The sequence below is a fragment of the Tabrizicola sp. genome (assembly GCF_034366665.1).
Taxonomy (GTDB): domain Bacteria; phylum Pseudomonadota; class Alphaproteobacteria; order Rhodobacterales; family Rhodobacteraceae; genus Tabrizicola.
The window spans coordinates 1-16,136 of the sequence record NZ_JAXMMF010000126.1 but is presented as its reverse complement, the minus strand read 5'-3'; the positions used below and the strand labels follow the sequence as shown (position 1 = coordinate 16,136).

The following is a 16,136-nucleotide window of genomic DNA, read 5'->3' as shown; positions in this document are numbered from 1 at the left end:
GGGTCGAAGCCGGGCAGTCGCTGGCCGACAACCTTGCGCGCGAGGTGCATGAGGAAACCGGGTTGACGGTAACGGTCGGTGAACCGGTGCTGGTCAACGAATTCCACGATCCGGCCAGCGGTTTTCACCAGATCGAGATCTTCTTTCGCTGCCGGATCACAGGCGGCACGCTGGCCCCCGGCTGGACAGACCCCGAGGGCATCGTCACCGAACGGCAGTTCTTCAGCCGCAGCGCGCTGGAATTGGGACAGGTGCGGTTCAAGCCCGACAGCCTGATCGACGCGGCATGGGGTGTCGCCCTGCGCTATGACCCGCTGGAGGTGATCGTCCGATGAGCCGCGCCTTCGTCAAGGAAAGCACGGGCGAGCTTGACCCCCTGCCCGACCTGCCGATCAGCCCGCATCCGAATTATGTCACCCCGCGCGGGCTGGCAGCGTTGAAGGACCGGCTCTTGGCACGGCAGGCCGATCTGCAGGCCTTGCGCGCCCGGGTGGAGCGGTTGGACAAGCTGCCCGAAGCTGCCGCCGAGCGCGACATCCGGTATCTGGAGGCGCGGTTGCGCAGCGCGATCGTGATCAACCCCGCCGAACAGGACGGACGCACGGTGGGCTTCGGCCATGTGATCACGGTAGCGGACGAGGCGGGCGGGACCGCGCGCTACGAGATCACCGGTGAAGATGAGGCGGACGCAAAGGTCGGGCGCATCGCGCCACAGTCGCCACTGGCGCGCGCCCTGATCGGGGCCGAGGTTGGCGACGAGGTGGTATGGCGCAAGCCCAGCGGCAGCGTGCGGCTGACGGTCGTGGCGATCGGCCTGCCATGATCCGTCCGCTGACCCGGGCCGACGATGCAGCGGTGCTGGCGCTGCTGCATGCCTCGGCCGATTACATCCGGCTGGAGCGGGACGAGGCGCCAGGCGACGCTCTGGTGGAGGAGTTCTTCACCGACGCGCCGCCGGGGCTTTCGGCTGACGATGGCTATCGGGCGGGGCTGTTCGACGGGACAGACCTGCTCGCGCTGGCGGAAATGTCGTTCGGCTACCCGCAGCCGGGGGACAGCTATCTTGGCCTGATGATGGTGCGCGGCACGGCGCGCGGGAATGGCGCAGGCGTGCAGATGCTGCGCCACCTCGAAGGCGTGGCGCGGGCGCGGGGCGCGCGACAGTTGTTTCTGGCCGTCCTTGATGCCAACCCGCGTGGCCGCGCCTTCTGGCACCGCGAGGGGTTTCGCGACACCGGCTTTGCGGGGCAGGTGACGCTGGGCTGCAAGACCCAGGCGGTTCAGCGGCTGGTCAAGCCGCTCTGACGGGTGCCAAGGATCACGCCACCCAGCACCAGCGCCGTGGCAAGGGCAAAGCGCAGGCCGATGCCTTCGCCCAGCATGGCAAGCCCCCCCAGCGCGGCGATCAGCGGCACGGTCAGTTGCGCAAGCCCGGCCCGAGCGGCGCCGAGTTCCGGCAGGATCGCATACCAAAGCGCATAGCCGAGGGCCGAAGTCACCGCCCCCGACAGGGCGGCAAGGCCAGCGCCGGCAAGGCTCCACTCGCCCGGCAAGGCCAGCGCCAGGCCAAGGATCAGCGGCACCGACAGCACGAAATTCGCGGTCGTCGCGGCCAGCGCATCCGGCGCCACCCGCCCGGCCAGCGAATAGATGCCCCAGCCGATCCCGGCGGCCAGCATCATCAGCGCGTGGGCAAGGCTTGGGGCTGCGGCGGCGGGTGCCAGCAGAACCACCAACCCGGCGAACGCGACACCGGCCCCGGCCCAGCGGCGCGGTGGCACCGCCTCGCCAGCCACCAACGCGCCGGCGAACATCGTGATCTGCACCGCGCCGAACAGGATCAGCGCCCCGGTTCCCGCGCCCAGCGCAAGATAGGCCAGCGAAAAGCCGATCAGGTAGACCGACAGGCCCACCACCCCCGCAAGCCGCCCCTGCCAGCGTGGCCACTTGCGGCGCGACACACCGAACAGCAGCACCAGCACCACCGCCCCCGCCACCACCCGGATCGCCGCAAAGCCCATCGGGTCGATCAGCCCGCCACCCACCGCCATCCGGTTCAGGATGGAATTGCCAGCGAAGGCCAGCATGGTCAGCGCCGTCAGCAGGCCAAGCCGGGTTGCCCCGCCAATGACGCGGGTCAGTTCAGCACCGGCGCGGGGAAATGCCCGGTCCACCAGGCGTGGTCGCTGGTAAAGCGGATGGCGATCTGCACCAGCCCCGCCACCACACCAAGGCTGCCCAGCGCCATCGCCCCCAGCTTGCGTGCCGAACGCTCGGCGTTTCGTTCGGCGGCCAGCAGCACGGCGAGGATCAGGGTCATCGCCACATCAAGGCCCATGATGACCAGATGGTAAGGCGCGGGCGGGAATTCCCCCGCTGGCACGGTCAGTGCGCTTGCCGCCCCCCAGACCAGAACCGCCGCCATCAGGGTGATGACGAGGGCGTTGTTCCGTGCCTGTGTCGTCGCCATCTGCGCCCTCCCCGGCGAAGCCTTGCCCGGCAAGCTAGCCGCCGCCTGCCGCTTGCGCAAAGAAAAAGGGCGCACCGAAGTGCGCCCTTTCCCGGTCAGACCCCGAAGGGTCAGATCACATCATGCCGTCCATGCCGCCCATGCCGCCCATGCCGCCGCCGCCGCCGGCATTGCCCTTCGGCTCCGGACGATCAGCGATCATGGCTTCGGTGGTGATCAGGAGCGAGGCGACCGAGGCCGCATCTTCCAGCGCGGTGCGCGTCACTTTGGCCGGGTCGATCACGCCGAACTTGAACATGTCGCCATATTCTTCGGTCTGCGCGTTGAAGCCAAAGGTCACGTCGTTGGATTCGCGCACCTTGCCGGCCACGACAGCGCCATCGACGCCAGCGTTTTCAGCGATCTGGCGCAGCGGGGCTTCCAGCGCGCGGCGCACGATGGCGATACCGGCGTTCTGGTCGGAGTTCGCACCGGTCAGACCGTCCAGCACCTTGCCAGCCTGAACCAGAGCCACGCCGCCGCCCACGACGATGCCTTCCTGAACGGCCGCACGGGTCGCGTTCAGGGCGTCATCAACGCGGTCCTTGCGCTCTTTCACTTCGACTTCGGTCATGCCGCCGACCTTGATCACGGCAACACCGCCGGCCAGCTTGGCCACACGCTCTTGCAGTTTCTCGCGGTCGTAGTCGCTGGTGGTTTCCTCGATCTGGGTGCGGATCTGGGACACACGGGCCTCGATTTCGGCCTTGTTGCCAGCGCCGTCGATGATCGTGGTGTTGTCCTTGGTGATCGTGACCTTCTTGGCCTTGCCAAGCATGTCGATGGTCACCGATTCCAGCTTCATGCCCAGATCTTCGCTGATCACCTGACCACCGGTCAGGATGGCGATGTCCTGCAGCATCGCCTTGCGACGATCACCAAAGCCCGGAGCCTTGACGGCAGCGATCTTCAGGCCGCCACGCAGCTTGTTCACGACCAGCGTGGCCAGAGCCTCGCCTTCGACGTCTTCCGAGATGATCAGCAGCGGGCGCTGCGACTGGATCACGGACTCCAGCAGCGGGACCATCGGCTGCAGCGAAGAAAGCTTCTTCTCGTGCAACAGGATCAGGCAGTCTTCCAGATCCGCAACCATCTTGTCGGCGTTGGTCACGAAGTAGGGCGACAGGTAGCCGCGGTCGAACTGCATGCCTTCGACGACGGTGGTTTCCGTCTCCAGGCCCTTGTTCTCTTCGACGGTGATCACACCCTCGTTGCCGACCTTCTGCATCGCATCAGCGATCTGACGGCCGATTTCCGCTTCGCCGTTGGCCGAGATGGTGCCGACCTGGGCGACTTCAGCGCTGTCCTTGACGGGGCGCGAGGCGGCCTTGATCGCAGCGACGACCTTGGTGACCGCAAGGTCGATGCCGCGCTTCAGGTCCATCGGGTTCATGCCGGCGGCAACGGCTTTCAGGCCGTCCTTGATGATGGCTTGCGCCAGCACGGTCGCGGTGGTGGTGCCGTCGCCGGCCTCATCGTTGGTGCGGGAAGCGACTTCCTTCACCATCTGCGCGCCCATGTTCTCGAACTTGTCAGCCAGTTCGATTTCCTTGGCGACCGTCACACCGTCCTTGGTGATGCGGGGCGAACCGAACGACTTGTCGATCACCACGTTGCGGCCTTTGGGGCCGAGGGTAACCTTCACGGCATCGGCGAGGATGTTCACGCCGCGCAGCATGCGGTCGCGGGCATCGGTGTCAAATTTGACGTCTTTAGCAGCCATTATGATAGCTCCTTGAATGGGTTACGAGGGTGCAGACAAGCTCAGGCGATGATGCCGAGGATGTCGCTTTCCTTCATGATCAACAGCTCTTCGCCGTTCAGGGTCACTTCGGTGCCCGACCACTTGCCGAACAGGATGCGGTCGCCGGCCTTGACCGACGGTGCGATCAGCTCGCCCGAATCCTTGCGCGCACCCTCGCCAACGGCGACGATCTCGCCCTCGGCAGGCTTTTCCTTGGCGGTGTCCGGGATGATCAGCCCGCCCTTGGTCTTTTCGTCGGAGGCGATACGCTTGACCAGAACGCGGTCATGCAGCGGTTTGAAAGCCATCTGGGGTACTCCCTTGAGTTTCCAGGTTTGATCTTGATTAGCACTCAGCTTGTCCGAGTGCTAACGGCCTTCACGTAGGCGATGCCCCGACGTGAGTCAACACCCCGACCCGGCTTTTCGCATTGCCTTTTGCGAACCGGATGCCACGATGCGGCTGAACCCTCTCCAGCCCCGCAAGGTCGCATGTCCCGCCTGATTTCTCTTGTCTCCGCCCTCGCCCTTGTCTGGCTTGCCGCGGTTCCGGCCACTGCGGCCTGCGCCGGTCGCAACCTCTTCGTCGACATGGACCCCGCCCGCCTGGCCGAGATCGAGGCCGCCACTGACGCCGTCCCCTTCCCCACCGGCAATTTCTGGCGCGCCACCCGGGGGGATCAGGTCATCACCATCGCCGGGACCTACCACTTCGACGATGCGCGCCACGCCCCGAACCTTGCCGCGCTGACCCCGTACATCACCGGGGCCACCACCGTCCTGGTCGAAGCCGGTCCCGAAGAGGAAAAGGCTCTCATGGCGCATATCGCCAAGGACCCCTCGACAATGGTCATCACCGAAGGCCTGCCCCTGAACCAGCGCCTTGCGCCCGAGGTCTGGGACCCGCTGAAGACCGCACTCTCGGATCGCGGCATCCCGCCCTTCATGACCGCCAAGTTCCAGCCCTGGTATGTCCTGACACTGCTGTCGATCCCGCCCTGCGCGATGTCCGCGATGACCGAAAAGCCCAAGGGCCTCGACGGCGCGGTGATCGACACCGCCCTTGCCGCGGGCGTCCCGGTCCGGGGCCTGGAACCCTTTGACACGCTCTTCACCATCTTCGACGGCATGACGCCCGAGGAACTGACCGAAATGCTGGTCGCCACCCTGGCCATCGAGGACATGAGCGAGGACTATTTCACCACCCTCGTCGACAGCTACTTCTCCGGTGACAGCCGCAAGGCGTGGGAGCTGATGCGTTTCGTCAGCTACGACATGCCGGGCTATACGCGCGCCCAGATCGACGCCGACTTCGCCCGGATGGAGGAACTGGTCGCCGCCTCGCGCAACCGCGCCTGGATTCCCGTGCTGACCGAAGCCGCCGCGCAAGGGCCGGTCTTCACCGCCTTCGGTGCCCTGCATCTGTCGGGGCAAGACGGCGTGCTGAACCTCCTCCAGAAGGAAGGCTTCACCCTGGAAGAGTTGCCCCTGTGATCCTTAGCGGCAAGATCACCCGCCTGCATATCCTTGACCTCGGCCTCTTTGACGTGCGGGGAGGAGAGCGGCTCATCGGCATCCCTGCCTATCTGATGGAAACCGACCTCGGCCAGCGCATCCTGATGGACACCGGCTTTCCCCCTGACTACCTGACCGACCCCGACCGCCCGGAAAAGGACGGCCTGCCCCGCTTTGGCCGCCTGATCGACTTCCGCCCCGACCAGACCGCCGAGGGCGCGCTGGCGCTTCTGGGCCTGACGCCGCAGGACATCGACCTTGTGATCCTTAGCCACGGCCACATCGACCACGTCGGCTCGCTGCCCCTTTTTGCCCACGCCCCCATCGTCATGACCACCCGCGAACGGGCCGAACCCGCGCCGCTTTACTTCGGCAGCGCCCGCCCGATCCCCTGGCCCGAAACGACCTACCACCTGATCGACGGCGACACTCCCATCTGCAACGGCCTCACCCTGATCCCCACGCCCGGCCATACGCCCGGCCACCTGTCCGCCCTTGTCGACCTGCCCGACGGCCGCCGCGTGATCCTTGCCGCCGACGCGATCAACCGCGCCTCCGAACCCGCCGAAGCCTTCGCCGATTCGATGGACCCCGCCGCCTCGCAGGCCTCCGCCGACCGTCTCCTGTCGCTCCTGACGCCCGGCGCAACGCTGATCTACGGTCACGAGCCCTCGCAATGGCCGGCCCTGCCCAAAGCGCCGCAGCCTTGGTAGACGCCCACCGGCAAGGCATCCTCATGTTATTGGGTGCGACCCTGGCCTGGAGCACCTCGGGCCTCTTTGCCCGCGCCATCACCGTCGACACCCCCACCATGATCCTCTGGCGCGGCCTGGCCGGGGCGGCGGGCCTCATGGTCGTCCTGTGGTGGCTGAAGGGGGCCGAGGGCTTCCGCGATTTCCGCCGCCTCGGTCCGGCAGGCTGGGCCTATGCGCTGTGTTCCGGCTTTGCGATGCTGCTGTTCGTCGGCAGCCTGCGGAACACCTCGATCGCCCATGTCGCCATCATCTACGCCACGCTGCCCTTCGTCGCCGCCTTCCTCGGCTGGCTGATCCTGAAGGAACCCCCTGGCCGCGCCGGTATCCTTGCCGCAGCCCTTGCTCTGGCAGGGGCCGCAGTCATGGTCGGTCTTGGCAACGACGGCGCCCTGATCGGAGACCTCATGGCCTTCGGCATGGTCCTTGCCGTTGCCGGCATGATCCTGATCGCCCGCGGCAACCCGCAAGCGCCGATGCTGGCCGCAGGCACGCTGTCCGCCATCTGGGCCCCGCTGGCGATGGTCCCCTTCGCGACCCTCGCCGGGATCGACGGCCCGAACATCCTCTTGATGATCACATTCGGCCTCATCAACTCCACCCTGGGCTTTGCGCTGTTCGTGATCGGGTCGCGCCACACAACGCCTGTCGAAACCGCCCTGATCGGAGCCTTGGAGACCGCCCTGACCCCGGTCTGGGTCTGGCTGGTTTTCCTGGAAACCCCAACCACCCCGACCCTGATCGGCGGGGTGATGGTGATGACCGCGTCCCTCGGCCACATCCTCTGGACCGCCCGGCAACCGGTACCGTCCTGACCGGGAATGGGGGCACCGGTCAGATGCCCCCCACCCGTCACCTCTGGCCCGACTTGCCGGGGATCATCCCCCGCTTCGGCACCAGCTTCGGGCTCTGCGGCCCTTTGCTTGCCTTCAGAACAGCGGGGTCGAACCCCTTGGCTTTCTGCAACGGTTTCAATCCCGCCAAAGCGGGTCTTCCAGTCTTTGTGTGTGGCATGATCTGCCCCTGTCTTGAAATGGAAACCTGGCCGGCCGATCACCAGCCACGACCGGCGACTACGCCGAAACGGTCTTGCCCATCGTCAGGGTACTCCTTGGGGAAGGCATCTGGTCCGGGCCATCGTCTGGCCCCGCTCATCGCCCCCATCGGGGCGCGTCAGGCTGCTTTGTCCATCGCGCTGCACTCCTCTGCCAAGGCAGCCAACATGCCACAAACACCCCCGCGTGACAATCCGCGCGGCCCGGCCTATACCCCGCCCGAACCGTCCAACCAGCTCCCAAGGGCATCCCCATGACCACGCTCGTCTTCGGCCACAAATCCCCCGACACCGATTCCACCGGCTCGCCCATCATCTGGGCCTGGTATCTGAACGAAACCGGCACCCCGGCGAAACCCGTCCTCTTGGGAGAGCCGAACACCGAAGCCGCCTTCGTGCTGCGCCACTGGGGCCTGGAAAAGCCCGCGATCATCTCGGACGTGACCGCCGAGGACAAAGTGGTGATCGTCGACACCAACAACCCCGCCGAGCTGCCCCCCTCGATCAACGAGGCGAAGATCCAGGGCATCATCGACCATCACCTGCTGGTCGGCGGCATCAAGACGAAGAACCCCATCGACATCACTATCCGCCCCCTGGCCTGCACCGCGACCATCATGCACGACCTGATGGGCGACCACGCCGCGAAGGCCCCGAAGCACATCAAGGGCGCGATGCTGTCCTGCATCCTCTCCGACACGCTGGAGTTCCGTTCGCCCACCACCACGCCCCACGACCGCGCCGTCGCCGAAAAGCTGGCCGCCGACCTGGGCGTGAACATCACCGACCTGGCGACCAAGATGTTCGAGGCAAAGTCCGACGTCTCGGCCTTTTCCGATGCCGAACTGCTGCGGATGGATTCGAAGGAATACACTGTCGCCGGCAAGGAACTCCGCGTCTCGGTGCTGGAAACCACCGCGCCCAAGGTCGTTCTTGACCGCAAGGACAGCCTGATGCACTCGATGGAGAGCGTGGCGAAAGAGGACGGCGCCGATCAGGTCCTCCTCTTCGTCGTCGACATCATCCGCGAGGAAGCCACCCTTCTTGTCCCCAACGACCTTGTGAAGCAGATGGCCGAGGCGTCGTTCGGTGCCACCGTCACCGGCGACACCGTCGTCCTGCCCGGCATCATGAGCCGCAAGAAGCAGATCATCCCGGCGCTGAAGCTCTGATTTTCAGGCCCCGTTGCGCAACCTTCCGTCCATACGTGCGTATGGACGGATGCCAGACGCATTCCATACCGGAACCAGACCGCTGTTTCTGTCCCGAAAGGACCTCAGAATGACCGAGATCATCCGCTCGCTCGCCGACCTTACCGGGCGTTACGACGCCGTGTTCTGCGATCTCTGGGGCTGTCTGCACAACGGCAAGGCCGCCTTCCCCGCGGCCGTTGCAGCACTGCAGAATTTTCGGACGACGGGTGGAAAGGTCGTCCTTCTGACCAACGCGCCCCGGCCAAAATCCAGCGTCATCAAGCAGTTGGACGGTCTTGGCGTGCCCCGCGACGCCTATGACCTGGTGGTCACCTCGGGCGACGCCGCGCAGATGGGGATGCTGTCGGGCGCGGTGGGTCGCAAAGTCCACTTCATCGGCGCGCCCAAGGATGAGGTTTTCTTCACCGATTTCGCCGAGGATCTGGCCACCTACGCCGCAACCCAGCCGCCAATTACCCTTGTCCCCCTGAACGAGGCCGAGGGTATCGTCTGCACCGGCCTCAACGACGACCTGACCGAGACACCCGATAACTACCGCGCCACGCTTCTTATGGCGAAAACTCTAGGTCTGCCAATGCTTTGCGCCAACCCTGACATCGTGGTCGACCTGGACGACAAGCGCCTTTACTGCGCCGGAGCCTTGGCCCAGGCCTATGAACAGATGGGCGGCACCGCGCTGTATTTCGGCAAGCCGCATCCCCCGATCTACGATCTCGCCCGCCGCCGTCTGGCCGAAGCCGGAGTTCAGGCCGACCCGCAGATCCTGTGCATCGGCGACGGAATTTCGACGGATATTCAAGGCGGTGGCTCGGAAGGTCTGGACACGCTGTTCATCACCGGAGGGCTTGAAGCGGCGCAGTTCGGCACCGACGTCGAAAGCCCCGAGATGGCCAAGCTGGAAGCCTGGCTCGCTCTGCGCCAGCTGACCCCGACCTTCGCAATGGGCCGCCTGCGTTGAATGGCTTGGTAACTTTCCTGCCATAATTGACCGCGTATTGAACAATTATTGCGCAACGGATTGTTCTGCGTCGTAGCATGTGCTAGGTTCCCACCATGACCGAAAGGGAATCGGACCCCATGCTCGACAACATGCCGCGCGGCACGATCTGTATCGAGGACATTGAAATCGGCATGTCCCGCCACCTGTCCAAGGTCGTAACCGACCGGGATATCGAGCTTTTTGTCGAAGTCTCCACCGACCGGAACCCCGTCCACCTGGATGAGCAATACGCCCAGGACACCATCTTCGCGGGCCGCATCGCCCACGGGATGCTGACCGCCGGCCTGATCTCGGCCGTCATCGGCGAACAACTCCCCGGCCACGGCACCGTCTATCTTGGCCAGTCGCTCAAGTTCATGGCCCCGGTCCGCCCCGGCGACATGGTCCGGGCCGAGGTCACAGTTACCGCGATCGACCACGCAAAGCGCCGAGTGACCCTTGAAACCCTGGCCTCGGTGGGTAAAACCGTTGTGCTGAAGGGTGAGGCGCTGGTTCTGGCGCCCAGCCGAAAGTTCGACTGACGGGGCAGACGCCCCCTGCAAGGGTGCGGATGCAGATTCACCAGGATTACCAGTGGCTTGACCCGTCCGCCCGCGGCGCGTCCGTGGCAATGGGCAACTTCGACGGGGTTCATCGCGGCCACCAGTCGGTGATCGACCTGGCCCGCGGCCCGGCCCCTTTGGGCATCATCACCTTCGAGCCGCACCCCCGCCAGTACTTCGCGCCGCAGTCCCCCACTTTCCGCCTGATGAACGCCGAGGCCCGCGCCAACCGCCTGGCCCGCCTTGGCGTCCAGCACCTGTACCAGCTCCCGTTCAATGCAGCCCTTGCCAGCCTCACGCCCGAGGGCTTCGTCAACGAGGTCCTCCATCAGGGCCTTGGCATCAGCCGCGTTGTCGTCGGCGCCGACTTCTGCTTCGGCAAAGGCCGCGCCGGAACCGCACAGGACCTGGCAAACCTCTGCGCAGCAAGGGATATCCGCACCACCATCGCGCCCCTTGTCGCCGACCAGGGGATCGAGATCTCCTCGACCAACATCCGCCGCGCCCTGACCGAAGGCCGCCCCCGCGATGCCGCCGCCATGCTGGGCCACTGGCATCGGGTCGAGGGCGCAGTCCTGCACGGCGAAAAGCGCGGGCGCGAGTTGGGATACCCCACCGCCAACATGTCCGTCGACGGCCTCCACCTGCCGAAACTTGGCGTCTACGCCGTCCTCGTCGACATCCTGACCGGCCCGCAGGCAGGCAGCCACCACGGCGTCGCCAGCCTGGGCGTCCGCCCGATGTTCGGCGAGAACCGACCGAACCTGGAAACCTTCCTCTTCGACTTCAAGGGCGACCTCTACGGCCAGCACCTGTCCGTCGCCCTGGTCGACTTCCTGCGCCCCGAGTTGAAGTTCGACGGCCTTCCTGCGCTGATCACCCAGATGGACGCTGACTCGGCCCGCTCCCGCGCCATCCTGGCCGCGCTATGACGCTGCGCCCCCGCTTCTGGGAAACCGTTCCCCTCTCGAAGATGACCCAGCAGGAATGGGAGGCGCTGTGTGACGGCTGCGGCAAGTGCTGCCTGAACAAGCTGGAGTATGAGGACACCGGCGAGGTCGCCTATACCCGCATCGCCTGCCGCTTGTTTGACGGTGACACCTGCCAGTGCATGGATTACCCGAACCGCAAGATGCACGTGCCGGAATGTGTGGTCCTGACGCCAAAGACCCTGCCGAAGATCGCCTACTGGATGCCCTCGACCTGCGCTTACAAACTTCTGTTCCAGAAGAAGAAACTGCCAGACTGGCACCCATTGGTCACCGGCGACCCAGACAGCACCCACACCCGGGGCCAGTCAATCAAGGGGCTGACGCTCTCGGAACTCGACGTGCCGGAAGACGACTGGGAAGACTATCTGATCGAGGAACACCCCTGATGCGCTTTGCTTCCGACAACACTTCGGGCGCCGCCCCCGAGGTCATGGCCGCGATCCTGAAAGCCAACGAAGGCTACGAGCGCAGCTACGGCGCCGATGCCGCAATGGCCCGCGTAACCGACCTGGTGCGTGACCTGTTCGAGGCCCCCCAGGCCGAGGTCCGCCTTGTCGCCACCGGCACCGCCGCCAACGCGCTGGCCATTGCCACCCATGTCCAGCCCTGGGACGCGGTCTTCTGCCATACCCACGCCCACATCGCCGAAGACGAATGCAACGCACCCGAGTTCTACTCTGGTGCCAAGCTGGTCCTTGTCCCGGGTGAACACGGCAAGATCACGCCAGAGACCCTTTCCCAAGCCCTTGCCACCACCGGCGAAAGCGGCGTCCACGGCGTCCAGCGCGGGATGCTGTCCCTGACCAACGTGACCGAGGCCGGGACCGTCTACACCCCTGCCGAGATCGCCGCTCTGACCGCGCTGGCAAAGGCCAAGGGCATCCCCTGCCACCTGGATGGCGCGCGGTTTGCCAATGCCCTGGTCGCCACCGGCGCGACCCCGGCCGAGATGACCTGGAAGGCCGGGATCGACGTCCTTTCCCTAGGCGGCACCAAGAACGGCTGCCTGGGGGTCGAGGGCGTCGTCCTCTTCAACCCAGCCAAGGCCTGGGAGCTGGAACTGCGGCGCAAGCGGGGTGGGCATCTCTTCTCGAAGCACCGCTTCCTGTCGGCGCAGATGGAGGCTTATCTGACCGACGGCCTCTGGCTGCGGCTTGCCCGCCAAGCCAACGCAATGGGGCAACGGCTGGTCCAGGGCCTGCGCGACCGGCAGGCGCATGTCCCGCCCGCCGAGGCCAACATGCTGTTCCCCGACTGGCCCGCAGGCCACCACGACCGGCTAGAGGCGGCAGGCGCGCACTTCTACCGCTTTCCCGCACCCGAGGGCCGCGAACGCGCCCGCCTTGTCGCCTCGTGGTCCACGACCGAGGGGGATGTCGACCGTTTCCTGGCCGCCTTCTGACCCCATTGGGCCACAGCACAGGATTTTCGCACCATTAGCGGTACCGGGCGTTTGCAACCGCAAAACCCGGTGATAAGCGAAGCGCATCCGAATCCGCTGTCCCGGAGCCCCCATGCCCGCAGTCACCGAACCCAAGCTCATCGCCGGTAACGCAAACCAGTCGCTTGCCAAGTCCATCGCACGCCGCATGTCGATGCACCGGGGGATGAGCGTGAACCTGGTGGACGCGCGGGTTGAACGGTTCAACGACCAGGAAATCTTCGTCGAAGTGTTCGAGAACGTCCGCAGCGAGGACATGTACATCATCCAGTCCACCTCGAACCCGGCCAACGACAACCTGATGGAGCTTCTGATCATGACCGACGCCCTGCGTCGGTCTTCTGCCTCCAGGATCACCGCCGTCATCCCCTATTTCGGCTACGCCCGACAGGACCGCCGCGCCAAGGCCCGCACACCGATCAGCGCCAAGCTGGTGGCCAACCTGATCGAGACGGCGGGGATCGACCGCGTGCTTACCCTCGACCTTCATGCCGCGCAGATCCAGGGCTTCTTCGACATCCCCGTCGACAACCTCTACGCCTCTCCGGTCTTTGCGCTGGACATCGAACACAACTTCCGCGGCCAGATGGAGGACCTGATGGTCATCTCTCCGGACGTGGGTGGGGTGGCCCGGGCGCGCGAACTGGCCAAGCGGATCAACGCCCCCCTCGCCATCGTCGACAAGCGGCGCGAAAAGGCCGGAGAGATCGCCGGCATGACCGTGATCGGCGACGTCCGGGGCCGCAAGTGCATCATCGTCGACGACATCTGCGACACGGCCGGCACGCTGTGCAAAGCCGCCGAAACGCTGATGGAGGCCGGTGCGACCGAGGTTCACAGCTACATCACCCACGGGGTCCTCAGCGGCCCGGCAGTTGAGCGGGTGCAGAACTCGGTCATGAAATCCTTGGTGATCACCGACAGCATCGAGCCGTCCGAGACCGTGAAATCCGCCAAGAACATCCGCATCGTCCCCACCGCGCCCATGTTCGCGCAGGCGATCCTGAACATCTGGGGCGGCATGTCGGTGTCGTCGCTGTTCGAGACCGACACCCTCGTCCCGATCTACGAAGGTCTTTACCAGCGCAGCTGACCCGGTTTTGTGCCTGTCTTGCCATAAAGTCAGCGCAATAGGCCTGTAGCCCCGCGATTGTTGCAGCTTCGGGGCAAGTAAAAGCATGTTGTCGAAAGCCGAAACGCAGGGGCTGGGCGGGTTTGTGCGCCTGCTTCCGGCCGAGCGTATGATGCTGGTCTTCATCGCCATCGTCGGGCTTCTGGCCGTGACGCTGGCGCTGGTGATGCAACGGCAGGTCAACTGGCCACCCTTCCTGGGCGGTTACGTCGCCACCGTCGCCCTTGCCATGATCGGCGGCTATGTCCGGCAGGTGAAATCCGCGCCCCGCGTCGGGTTGGCGCTGGTCGGGGCCGGGATTTTCACCGGCTTCACCGCCGTCTCGTCGATCTTCATCTTTGCGCTGTTTCCGCTGGCCAATCCGCTGATCGACCCGTTGCTTCTGAACATCGACGCGGCGCTGGGGTACCATTGGCCCGGCCTGATCGCCTGGCTTGCCGACTACCCGACACTCGCGCAGGGGCTTGGCTATGTCTACCATTCCTCGCTTATCCAGATCCTCCTCACCATCGTCCTGCTTGCCACCCTGTCCCGCGACCTGGACCTGCACCGCTTTCTGCTTGTCGGGATCGTCACACTGATCCTGGCCGTCGCGATCTGGTGGACCGTGCCAAGCATCGGCCCATCGGCCTTCCAGCAGATCCCCGAGGCGCACCGACTGGCCACCGGCCTTTACTACAGCCCCGCCTATGGCGAGTTCCTGCGGACCCTGGTCGAGGTCGGCCCGCGCCAGATCAGCCCCGAGGTCATCACCGGCGTCGTGGCCTTCCCGTCCTATCACATGATCATGGCGCTGATGGTGGTCTGGTTCACCCGCGGCACTCTGGCCTTCCTGCCCGCAGCCCTGGTCAACACCGCAATGATCCCCGCCACCCTGTCGCACGGTGGACATCATCTGGTTGACCTGATCGCGGGGCTTGCCGTCTTCACCCTGGGCGTCTGGATCGCCAACCGGCTGATCCGGGCCGAGCCTCAGACCTAGGCCACGTCCCAGTCATCCTCATCCCGCGCCTGGCCGATGGCCATCCAGTCGGCCCGGATGCGGGCGATGCGGGTGTCGGCCCAGGTGCGGAACACGATCTCGAACCCGGTCGTGCTGATGGTCTCGGCCGTGATGTCCACCCGGCTGTTGGTCTGGTGGGCGATGTCCCACATCGAGATCCCGACCGTCACCAGCGGAGGGTTTCGGAAGCTTTCCTTGAACTCTTGCAGGTGGCGCACTTCGCGTGGTCCGGATCCGGTCCACATCGCCCCGTCATGTGCGTAATCCGAGAACAGGATCGTCGATCCCTGTTCCATGCCTATCAGCCCGCTGAACCGCTTCATCGGCAACTCGAAACCCCAAACCCAAACGAATCATGCCGAAAAATTTGGGCAAAGTCATTGAAAACACGAAAGGCCCCGGAACCCGGGGCCTTTCCTGTATCTTGCAGCCAATTCCGGGGGTCAGATCCCGGCCTGAGCCCGCATCGCGTAGAGATCGGACACCGCCTTGTCGGCCGCGTCCTTGTCCGAGTTGACTGCCGCAGCCTCGCAGGCGTCCGCAACCAGGGCGTCCATCTGCGCGGCGGTCATTTCGTCCAGCGGGACGGCCTGCTCGGCCAGGACCGAAACGCTTGTGGCGCTGATCTCGGCAAAACCGCCGGTCACGACATAGGCCTTCATGCCCGTGGCACTGACCACTTTCAGAAGGCCCGGCCGCAGCGAGGTGATGGTGGCCGCGTGGCCCTCCATCGCCGTCAGATCGCCCGTCGCGCCGGGGATCTGGACCTCGGTCGCCTGGTACGACGCAAGGCGCCGTTCCGGGCTGACGAGGTCGAATTGAACCGTGCTGGCCATCTTGCCCCCTTACGCCGCAGCTGCCGCGAGTTTGGCAGCCTTGGCTTTCACTTCCTCGATGTCGCCGACCATGTAGAAGGCGGCTTCCGGCAGGTGGTCGTATTCACCCGCGACCACGGCCTTGAACGACTGGATCGTCTTCTCCAGCGGCACCTGCACGCCGGGCGAGCCGGTGAACACCTGCGCCACGTCGAAAGGCTGCGACAGGAAACGCTGGATCTTCCGGGCGCGTGCCACGGTCAGCTTGTCCTCTTCGCTCAACTCGTCCATGCCAAGGATGGCGATGATGTCCTGCAGCGACTTGTAGCGCTGCAGCATCCCCTGCACCGAACGCGCCACATCGTAGTGCTCCTGCCCCACGACCAGCGGGTCGAGGATACGGGAGGTCGAGTCCAGAGGGTCC

Annotated in this window: 20 protein-coding genes and 1 pseudogene; 14 read left to right on the top strand and 7 right to left on the bottom strand. The window is 65.3% G+C overall.

Going from position 1 to position 16,136, the window contains the following annotated elements:
- From U1E69_RS18485 to U1E69_RS18475, 3 genes are all read left to right on the top strand, one after another.
- Positions 1-335: NUDIX hydrolase (locus tag U1E69_RS18485; protein WP_322245889.1), on the top strand; the 335-nt coding region annotated here is incomplete at its 5' end.
- Complete coding sequence (locus tag U1E69_RS18480; protein ID WP_305568497.1) at positions 332-823, top strand: GreA/GreB family elongation factor; 492 nt, start codon at positions 332-334, stop codon at positions 821-823. The genes U1E69_RS18485 and U1E69_RS18480, both read left to right, overlap by 4 nt.
- On the top strand, positions 820-1,305 hold the full coding sequence (locus U1E69_RS18475) for a GNAT family N-acetyltransferase (RefSeq protein ID WP_305568496.1): 486 nt from the start codon (positions 820-822) through the stop codon (positions 1,303-1,305). Before U1E69_RS18480 ends, U1E69_RS18475 begins: the two co-directional genes overlap by 4 nt.
- Here the strand turns inward: U1E69_RS18475 and U1E69_RS18470 are convergent.
- The 4 genes from U1E69_RS18470 to U1E69_RS18455 form a co-directional block, all read right to left on the bottom strand.
- Positions 1,281-2,174, bottom strand: coding sequence for a DMT family transporter (locus U1E69_RS18470; RefSeq protein WP_305568495.1), 894 nt, complete (start codon positions 2,172-2,174; stop codon positions 1,281-1,283). The genes U1E69_RS18475 and U1E69_RS18470 overlap by 25 nt on opposite strands.
- The gene (locus U1E69_RS18465) at positions 2,138-2,470 is read right to left on the bottom strand and encodes a hypothetical protein (protein ID WP_305568494.1); all 333 of its coding nucleotides are present in this window, start codon (positions 2,468-2,470) and stop codon (positions 2,138-2,140) included. Before U1E69_RS18465 ends, U1E69_RS18470 begins: the two co-directional genes overlap by 37 nt.
- A 115-nt stretch (positions 2,471-2,585) precedes the next feature.
- Positions 2,586-4,232, bottom strand: a complete 1,647-nt coding sequence (groL, locus tag U1E69_RS18460; RefSeq protein ID WP_322245888.1) for a chaperonin GroEL — start codon at positions 4,230-4,232, stop codon at positions 2,586-2,588.
- Positions 4,233-4,273: 41 nt separating this feature from the next.
- Entirely contained in the window at positions 4,274-4,561 is a 288-nt protein-coding gene (locus tag U1E69_RS18455; protein ID WP_125325929.1) for a co-chaperone GroES, read from the bottom strand.
- Between the two features lie 183 nt (positions 4,562-4,744).
- Between U1E69_RS18455 and U1E69_RS18450 the strand changes: the two genes are divergently transcribed.
- The 11 genes from U1E69_RS18450 to U1E69_RS18400 all read left to right on the top strand — a co-directional run bounded on the left by U1E69_RS18450 (position 4,745) and on the right by U1E69_RS18400 (position 14,876).
- A complete protein-coding gene (locus U1E69_RS18450) occupies positions 4,745-5,746 on the top strand; it encodes a TraB/GumN family protein (protein ID WP_322245887.1) in 1,002 nt (333 codons plus the stop codon).
- Positions 5,743-6,480 (top strand): N-acyl homoserine lactonase family protein, encoded by a 738-nt coding sequence (locus tag U1E69_RS18445; RefSeq protein WP_322245886.1) that lies wholly within the window; start codon positions 5,743-5,745, stop codon positions 6,478-6,480. The genes U1E69_RS18450 and U1E69_RS18445 overlap by 4 nt, the downstream gene beginning before the upstream one ends.
- Positions 6,444-7,334, top strand: coding sequence for a DMT family transporter (locus tag U1E69_RS18440; protein ID WP_322245885.1), 891 nt, complete (start codon positions 6,444-6,446; stop codon positions 7,332-7,334). Before U1E69_RS18445 ends, U1E69_RS18440 begins: the two co-directional genes overlap by 37 nt.
- A 493-nt stretch (positions 7,335-7,827) precedes the next feature.
- On the top strand, positions 7,828-8,745 hold the full coding sequence (locus U1E69_RS18435) for a manganese-dependent inorganic pyrophosphatase (RefSeq protein WP_322245884.1): 918 nt from the start codon (positions 7,828-7,830) through the stop codon (positions 8,743-8,745).
- 109 nt (positions 8,746-8,854) lie between these two features.
- Positions 8,855-9,745, top strand: a complete 891-nt coding sequence (locus tag U1E69_RS18430) for a TIGR01459 family HAD-type hydrolase (protein ID WP_322245883.1) — start codon at positions 8,855-8,857, stop codon at positions 9,743-9,745.
- A gap of 119 nt (positions 9,746-9,864) precedes the next feature.
- Positions 9,865-10,308: a MaoC family dehydratase gene (locus U1E69_RS18425; RefSeq protein ID WP_322245890.1), complete on the top strand. Its 444-nt coding sequence runs from the start codon at positions 9,865-9,867 to the stop codon at positions 10,306-10,308.
- Positions 10,309-10,337: 29 nt separating this feature from the next.
- A complete protein-coding gene (locus U1E69_RS18420) occupies positions 10,338-11,261 on the top strand; it encodes a bifunctional riboflavin kinase/FAD synthetase (protein WP_322245882.1) in 924 nt (307 codons plus the stop codon).
- On the top strand, positions 11,258-11,707 hold the full coding sequence (locus tag U1E69_RS18415) for a YcgN family cysteine cluster protein (RefSeq protein ID WP_322245881.1): 450 nt from the start codon (positions 11,258-11,260) through the stop codon (positions 11,705-11,707). Before U1E69_RS18420 ends, U1E69_RS18415 begins: the two co-directional genes overlap by 4 nt.
- Positions 11,707-12,723, top strand: a complete 1,017-nt coding sequence (locus U1E69_RS18410) for a threonine aldolase family protein (protein WP_322245880.1) — start codon at positions 11,707-11,709, stop codon at positions 12,721-12,723. Before U1E69_RS18415 ends, U1E69_RS18410 begins: the two co-directional genes overlap by 1 nt.
- A gap of 112 nt (positions 12,724-12,835) precedes the next feature.
- A complete protein-coding gene (locus U1E69_RS18405) occupies positions 12,836-13,855 on the top strand; it encodes a ribose-phosphate pyrophosphokinase (RefSeq protein WP_322245879.1) in 1,020 nt (339 codons plus the stop codon).
- 85 nt (positions 13,856-13,940) lie between these two features.
- Positions 13,941-14,876, top strand: coding sequence for a phosphatase PAP2 family protein (locus U1E69_RS18400; protein ID WP_322245878.1), 936 nt, complete (start codon positions 13,941-13,943; stop codon positions 14,874-14,876).
- Here the strand turns inward: U1E69_RS18400 and U1E69_RS18395 are convergent.
- The 3 genes and pseudogenes from U1E69_RS18395 to U1E69_RS18385 all read right to left on the bottom strand — a co-directional run.
- A complete protein-coding gene (locus U1E69_RS18395; protein ID WP_322245877.1) occupies positions 14,873-15,220 on the bottom strand; it encodes an H-type lectin domain-containing protein in 348 nt (115 codons plus the stop codon). The two genes, U1E69_RS18400 and U1E69_RS18395, sit on opposite strands and share 4 nt — an antisense overlap.
- Before the next feature lie 120 nt (positions 15,221-15,340).
- Complete coding sequence (locus U1E69_RS18390; RefSeq protein WP_322245876.1) at positions 15,341-15,733, bottom strand: F0F1 ATP synthase subunit epsilon; 393 nt, start codon at positions 15,731-15,733, stop codon at positions 15,341-15,343.
- A gap of 9 nt (positions 15,734-15,742) precedes the next feature.
- Positions 15,743-16,136: pseudogene (locus U1E69_RS18385) on the bottom strand (F0F1 ATP synthase subunit beta); the annotation flags it as partial.

Coding starts and splice junctions, on each gene's coding strand:
- U1E69_RS18390 (WP_322245876.1), bottom strand. CDS start 15,733: ATGGCCAGCACGGTTCAATTCGACCTCGTCAGCCCGGAACGGCGCCTT.
- U1E69_RS18400 (WP_322245878.1), top strand. CDS start 13,941: ATGTTGTCGAAAGCCGAAACGCAGGGGCTGGGCGGGTTTGTGCGCCTG.
- U1E69_RS18435 (WP_322245884.1), top strand. CDS start 7,828: ATGACCACGCTCGTCTTCGGCCACAAATCCCCCGACACCGATTCCACC.
- U1E69_RS18450 (WP_322245887.1), top strand. CDS start 4,745: ATGTCCCGCCTGATTTCTCTTGTCTCCGCCCTCGCCCTTGTCTGGCTT.
- U1E69_RS18455 (WP_125325929.1), bottom strand. CDS start 4,561: ATGGCTTTCAAACCGCTGCATGACCGCGTTCTGGTCAAGCGTATCGCC.
- U1E69_RS18440 (WP_322245885.1), top strand. CDS start 6,444: ATGGCCGGCCCTGCCCAAAGCGCCGCAGCCTTGGTAGACGCCCACCGG.
- U1E69_RS18430 (WP_322245883.1), top strand. CDS start 8,855: ATGACCGAGATCATCCGCTCGCTCGCCGACCTTACCGGGCGTTACGAC.
- U1E69_RS18475 (WP_305568496.1), top strand. CDS start 820: ATGATCCGTCCGCTGACCCGGGCCGACGATGCAGCGGTGCTGGCGCTG.
- U1E69_RS18480 (WP_305568497.1), top strand. CDS start 332: ATGAGCCGCGCCTTCGTCAAGGAAAGCACGGGCGAGCTTGACCCCCTG.
- groL (WP_322245888.1), bottom strand. CDS start 4,232: ATGGCTGCTAAAGACGTCAAATTTGACACCGATGCCCGCGACCGCATG.
- U1E69_RS18425 (WP_322245890.1), top strand. CDS start 9,865: ATGCTCGACAACATGCCGCGCGGCACGATCTGTATCGAGGACATTGAA.
- U1E69_RS18415 (WP_322245881.1), top strand. CDS start 11,258: ATGACGCTGCGCCCCCGCTTCTGGGAAACCGTTCCCCTCTCGAAGATG.
- U1E69_RS18465 (WP_305568494.1), bottom strand. CDS start 2,470: ATGGCGACGACACAGGCACGGAACAACGCCCTCGTCATCACCCTGATG.
- U1E69_RS18410 (WP_322245880.1), top strand. CDS start 11,707: ATGCGCTTTGCTTCCGACAACACTTCGGGCGCCGCCCCCGAGGTCATG.
- U1E69_RS18395 (WP_322245877.1), bottom strand. CDS start 15,220: ATGAAGCGGTTCAGCGGGCTGATAGGCATGGAACAGGGATCGACGATC.
- U1E69_RS18405 (WP_322245879.1), top strand. CDS start 12,836: ATGCCCGCAGTCACCGAACCCAAGCTCATCGCCGGTAACGCAAACCAG.
- U1E69_RS18420 (WP_322245882.1), top strand. CDS start 10,338: ATGCAGATTCACCAGGATTACCAGTGGCTTGACCCGTCCGCCCGCGGC.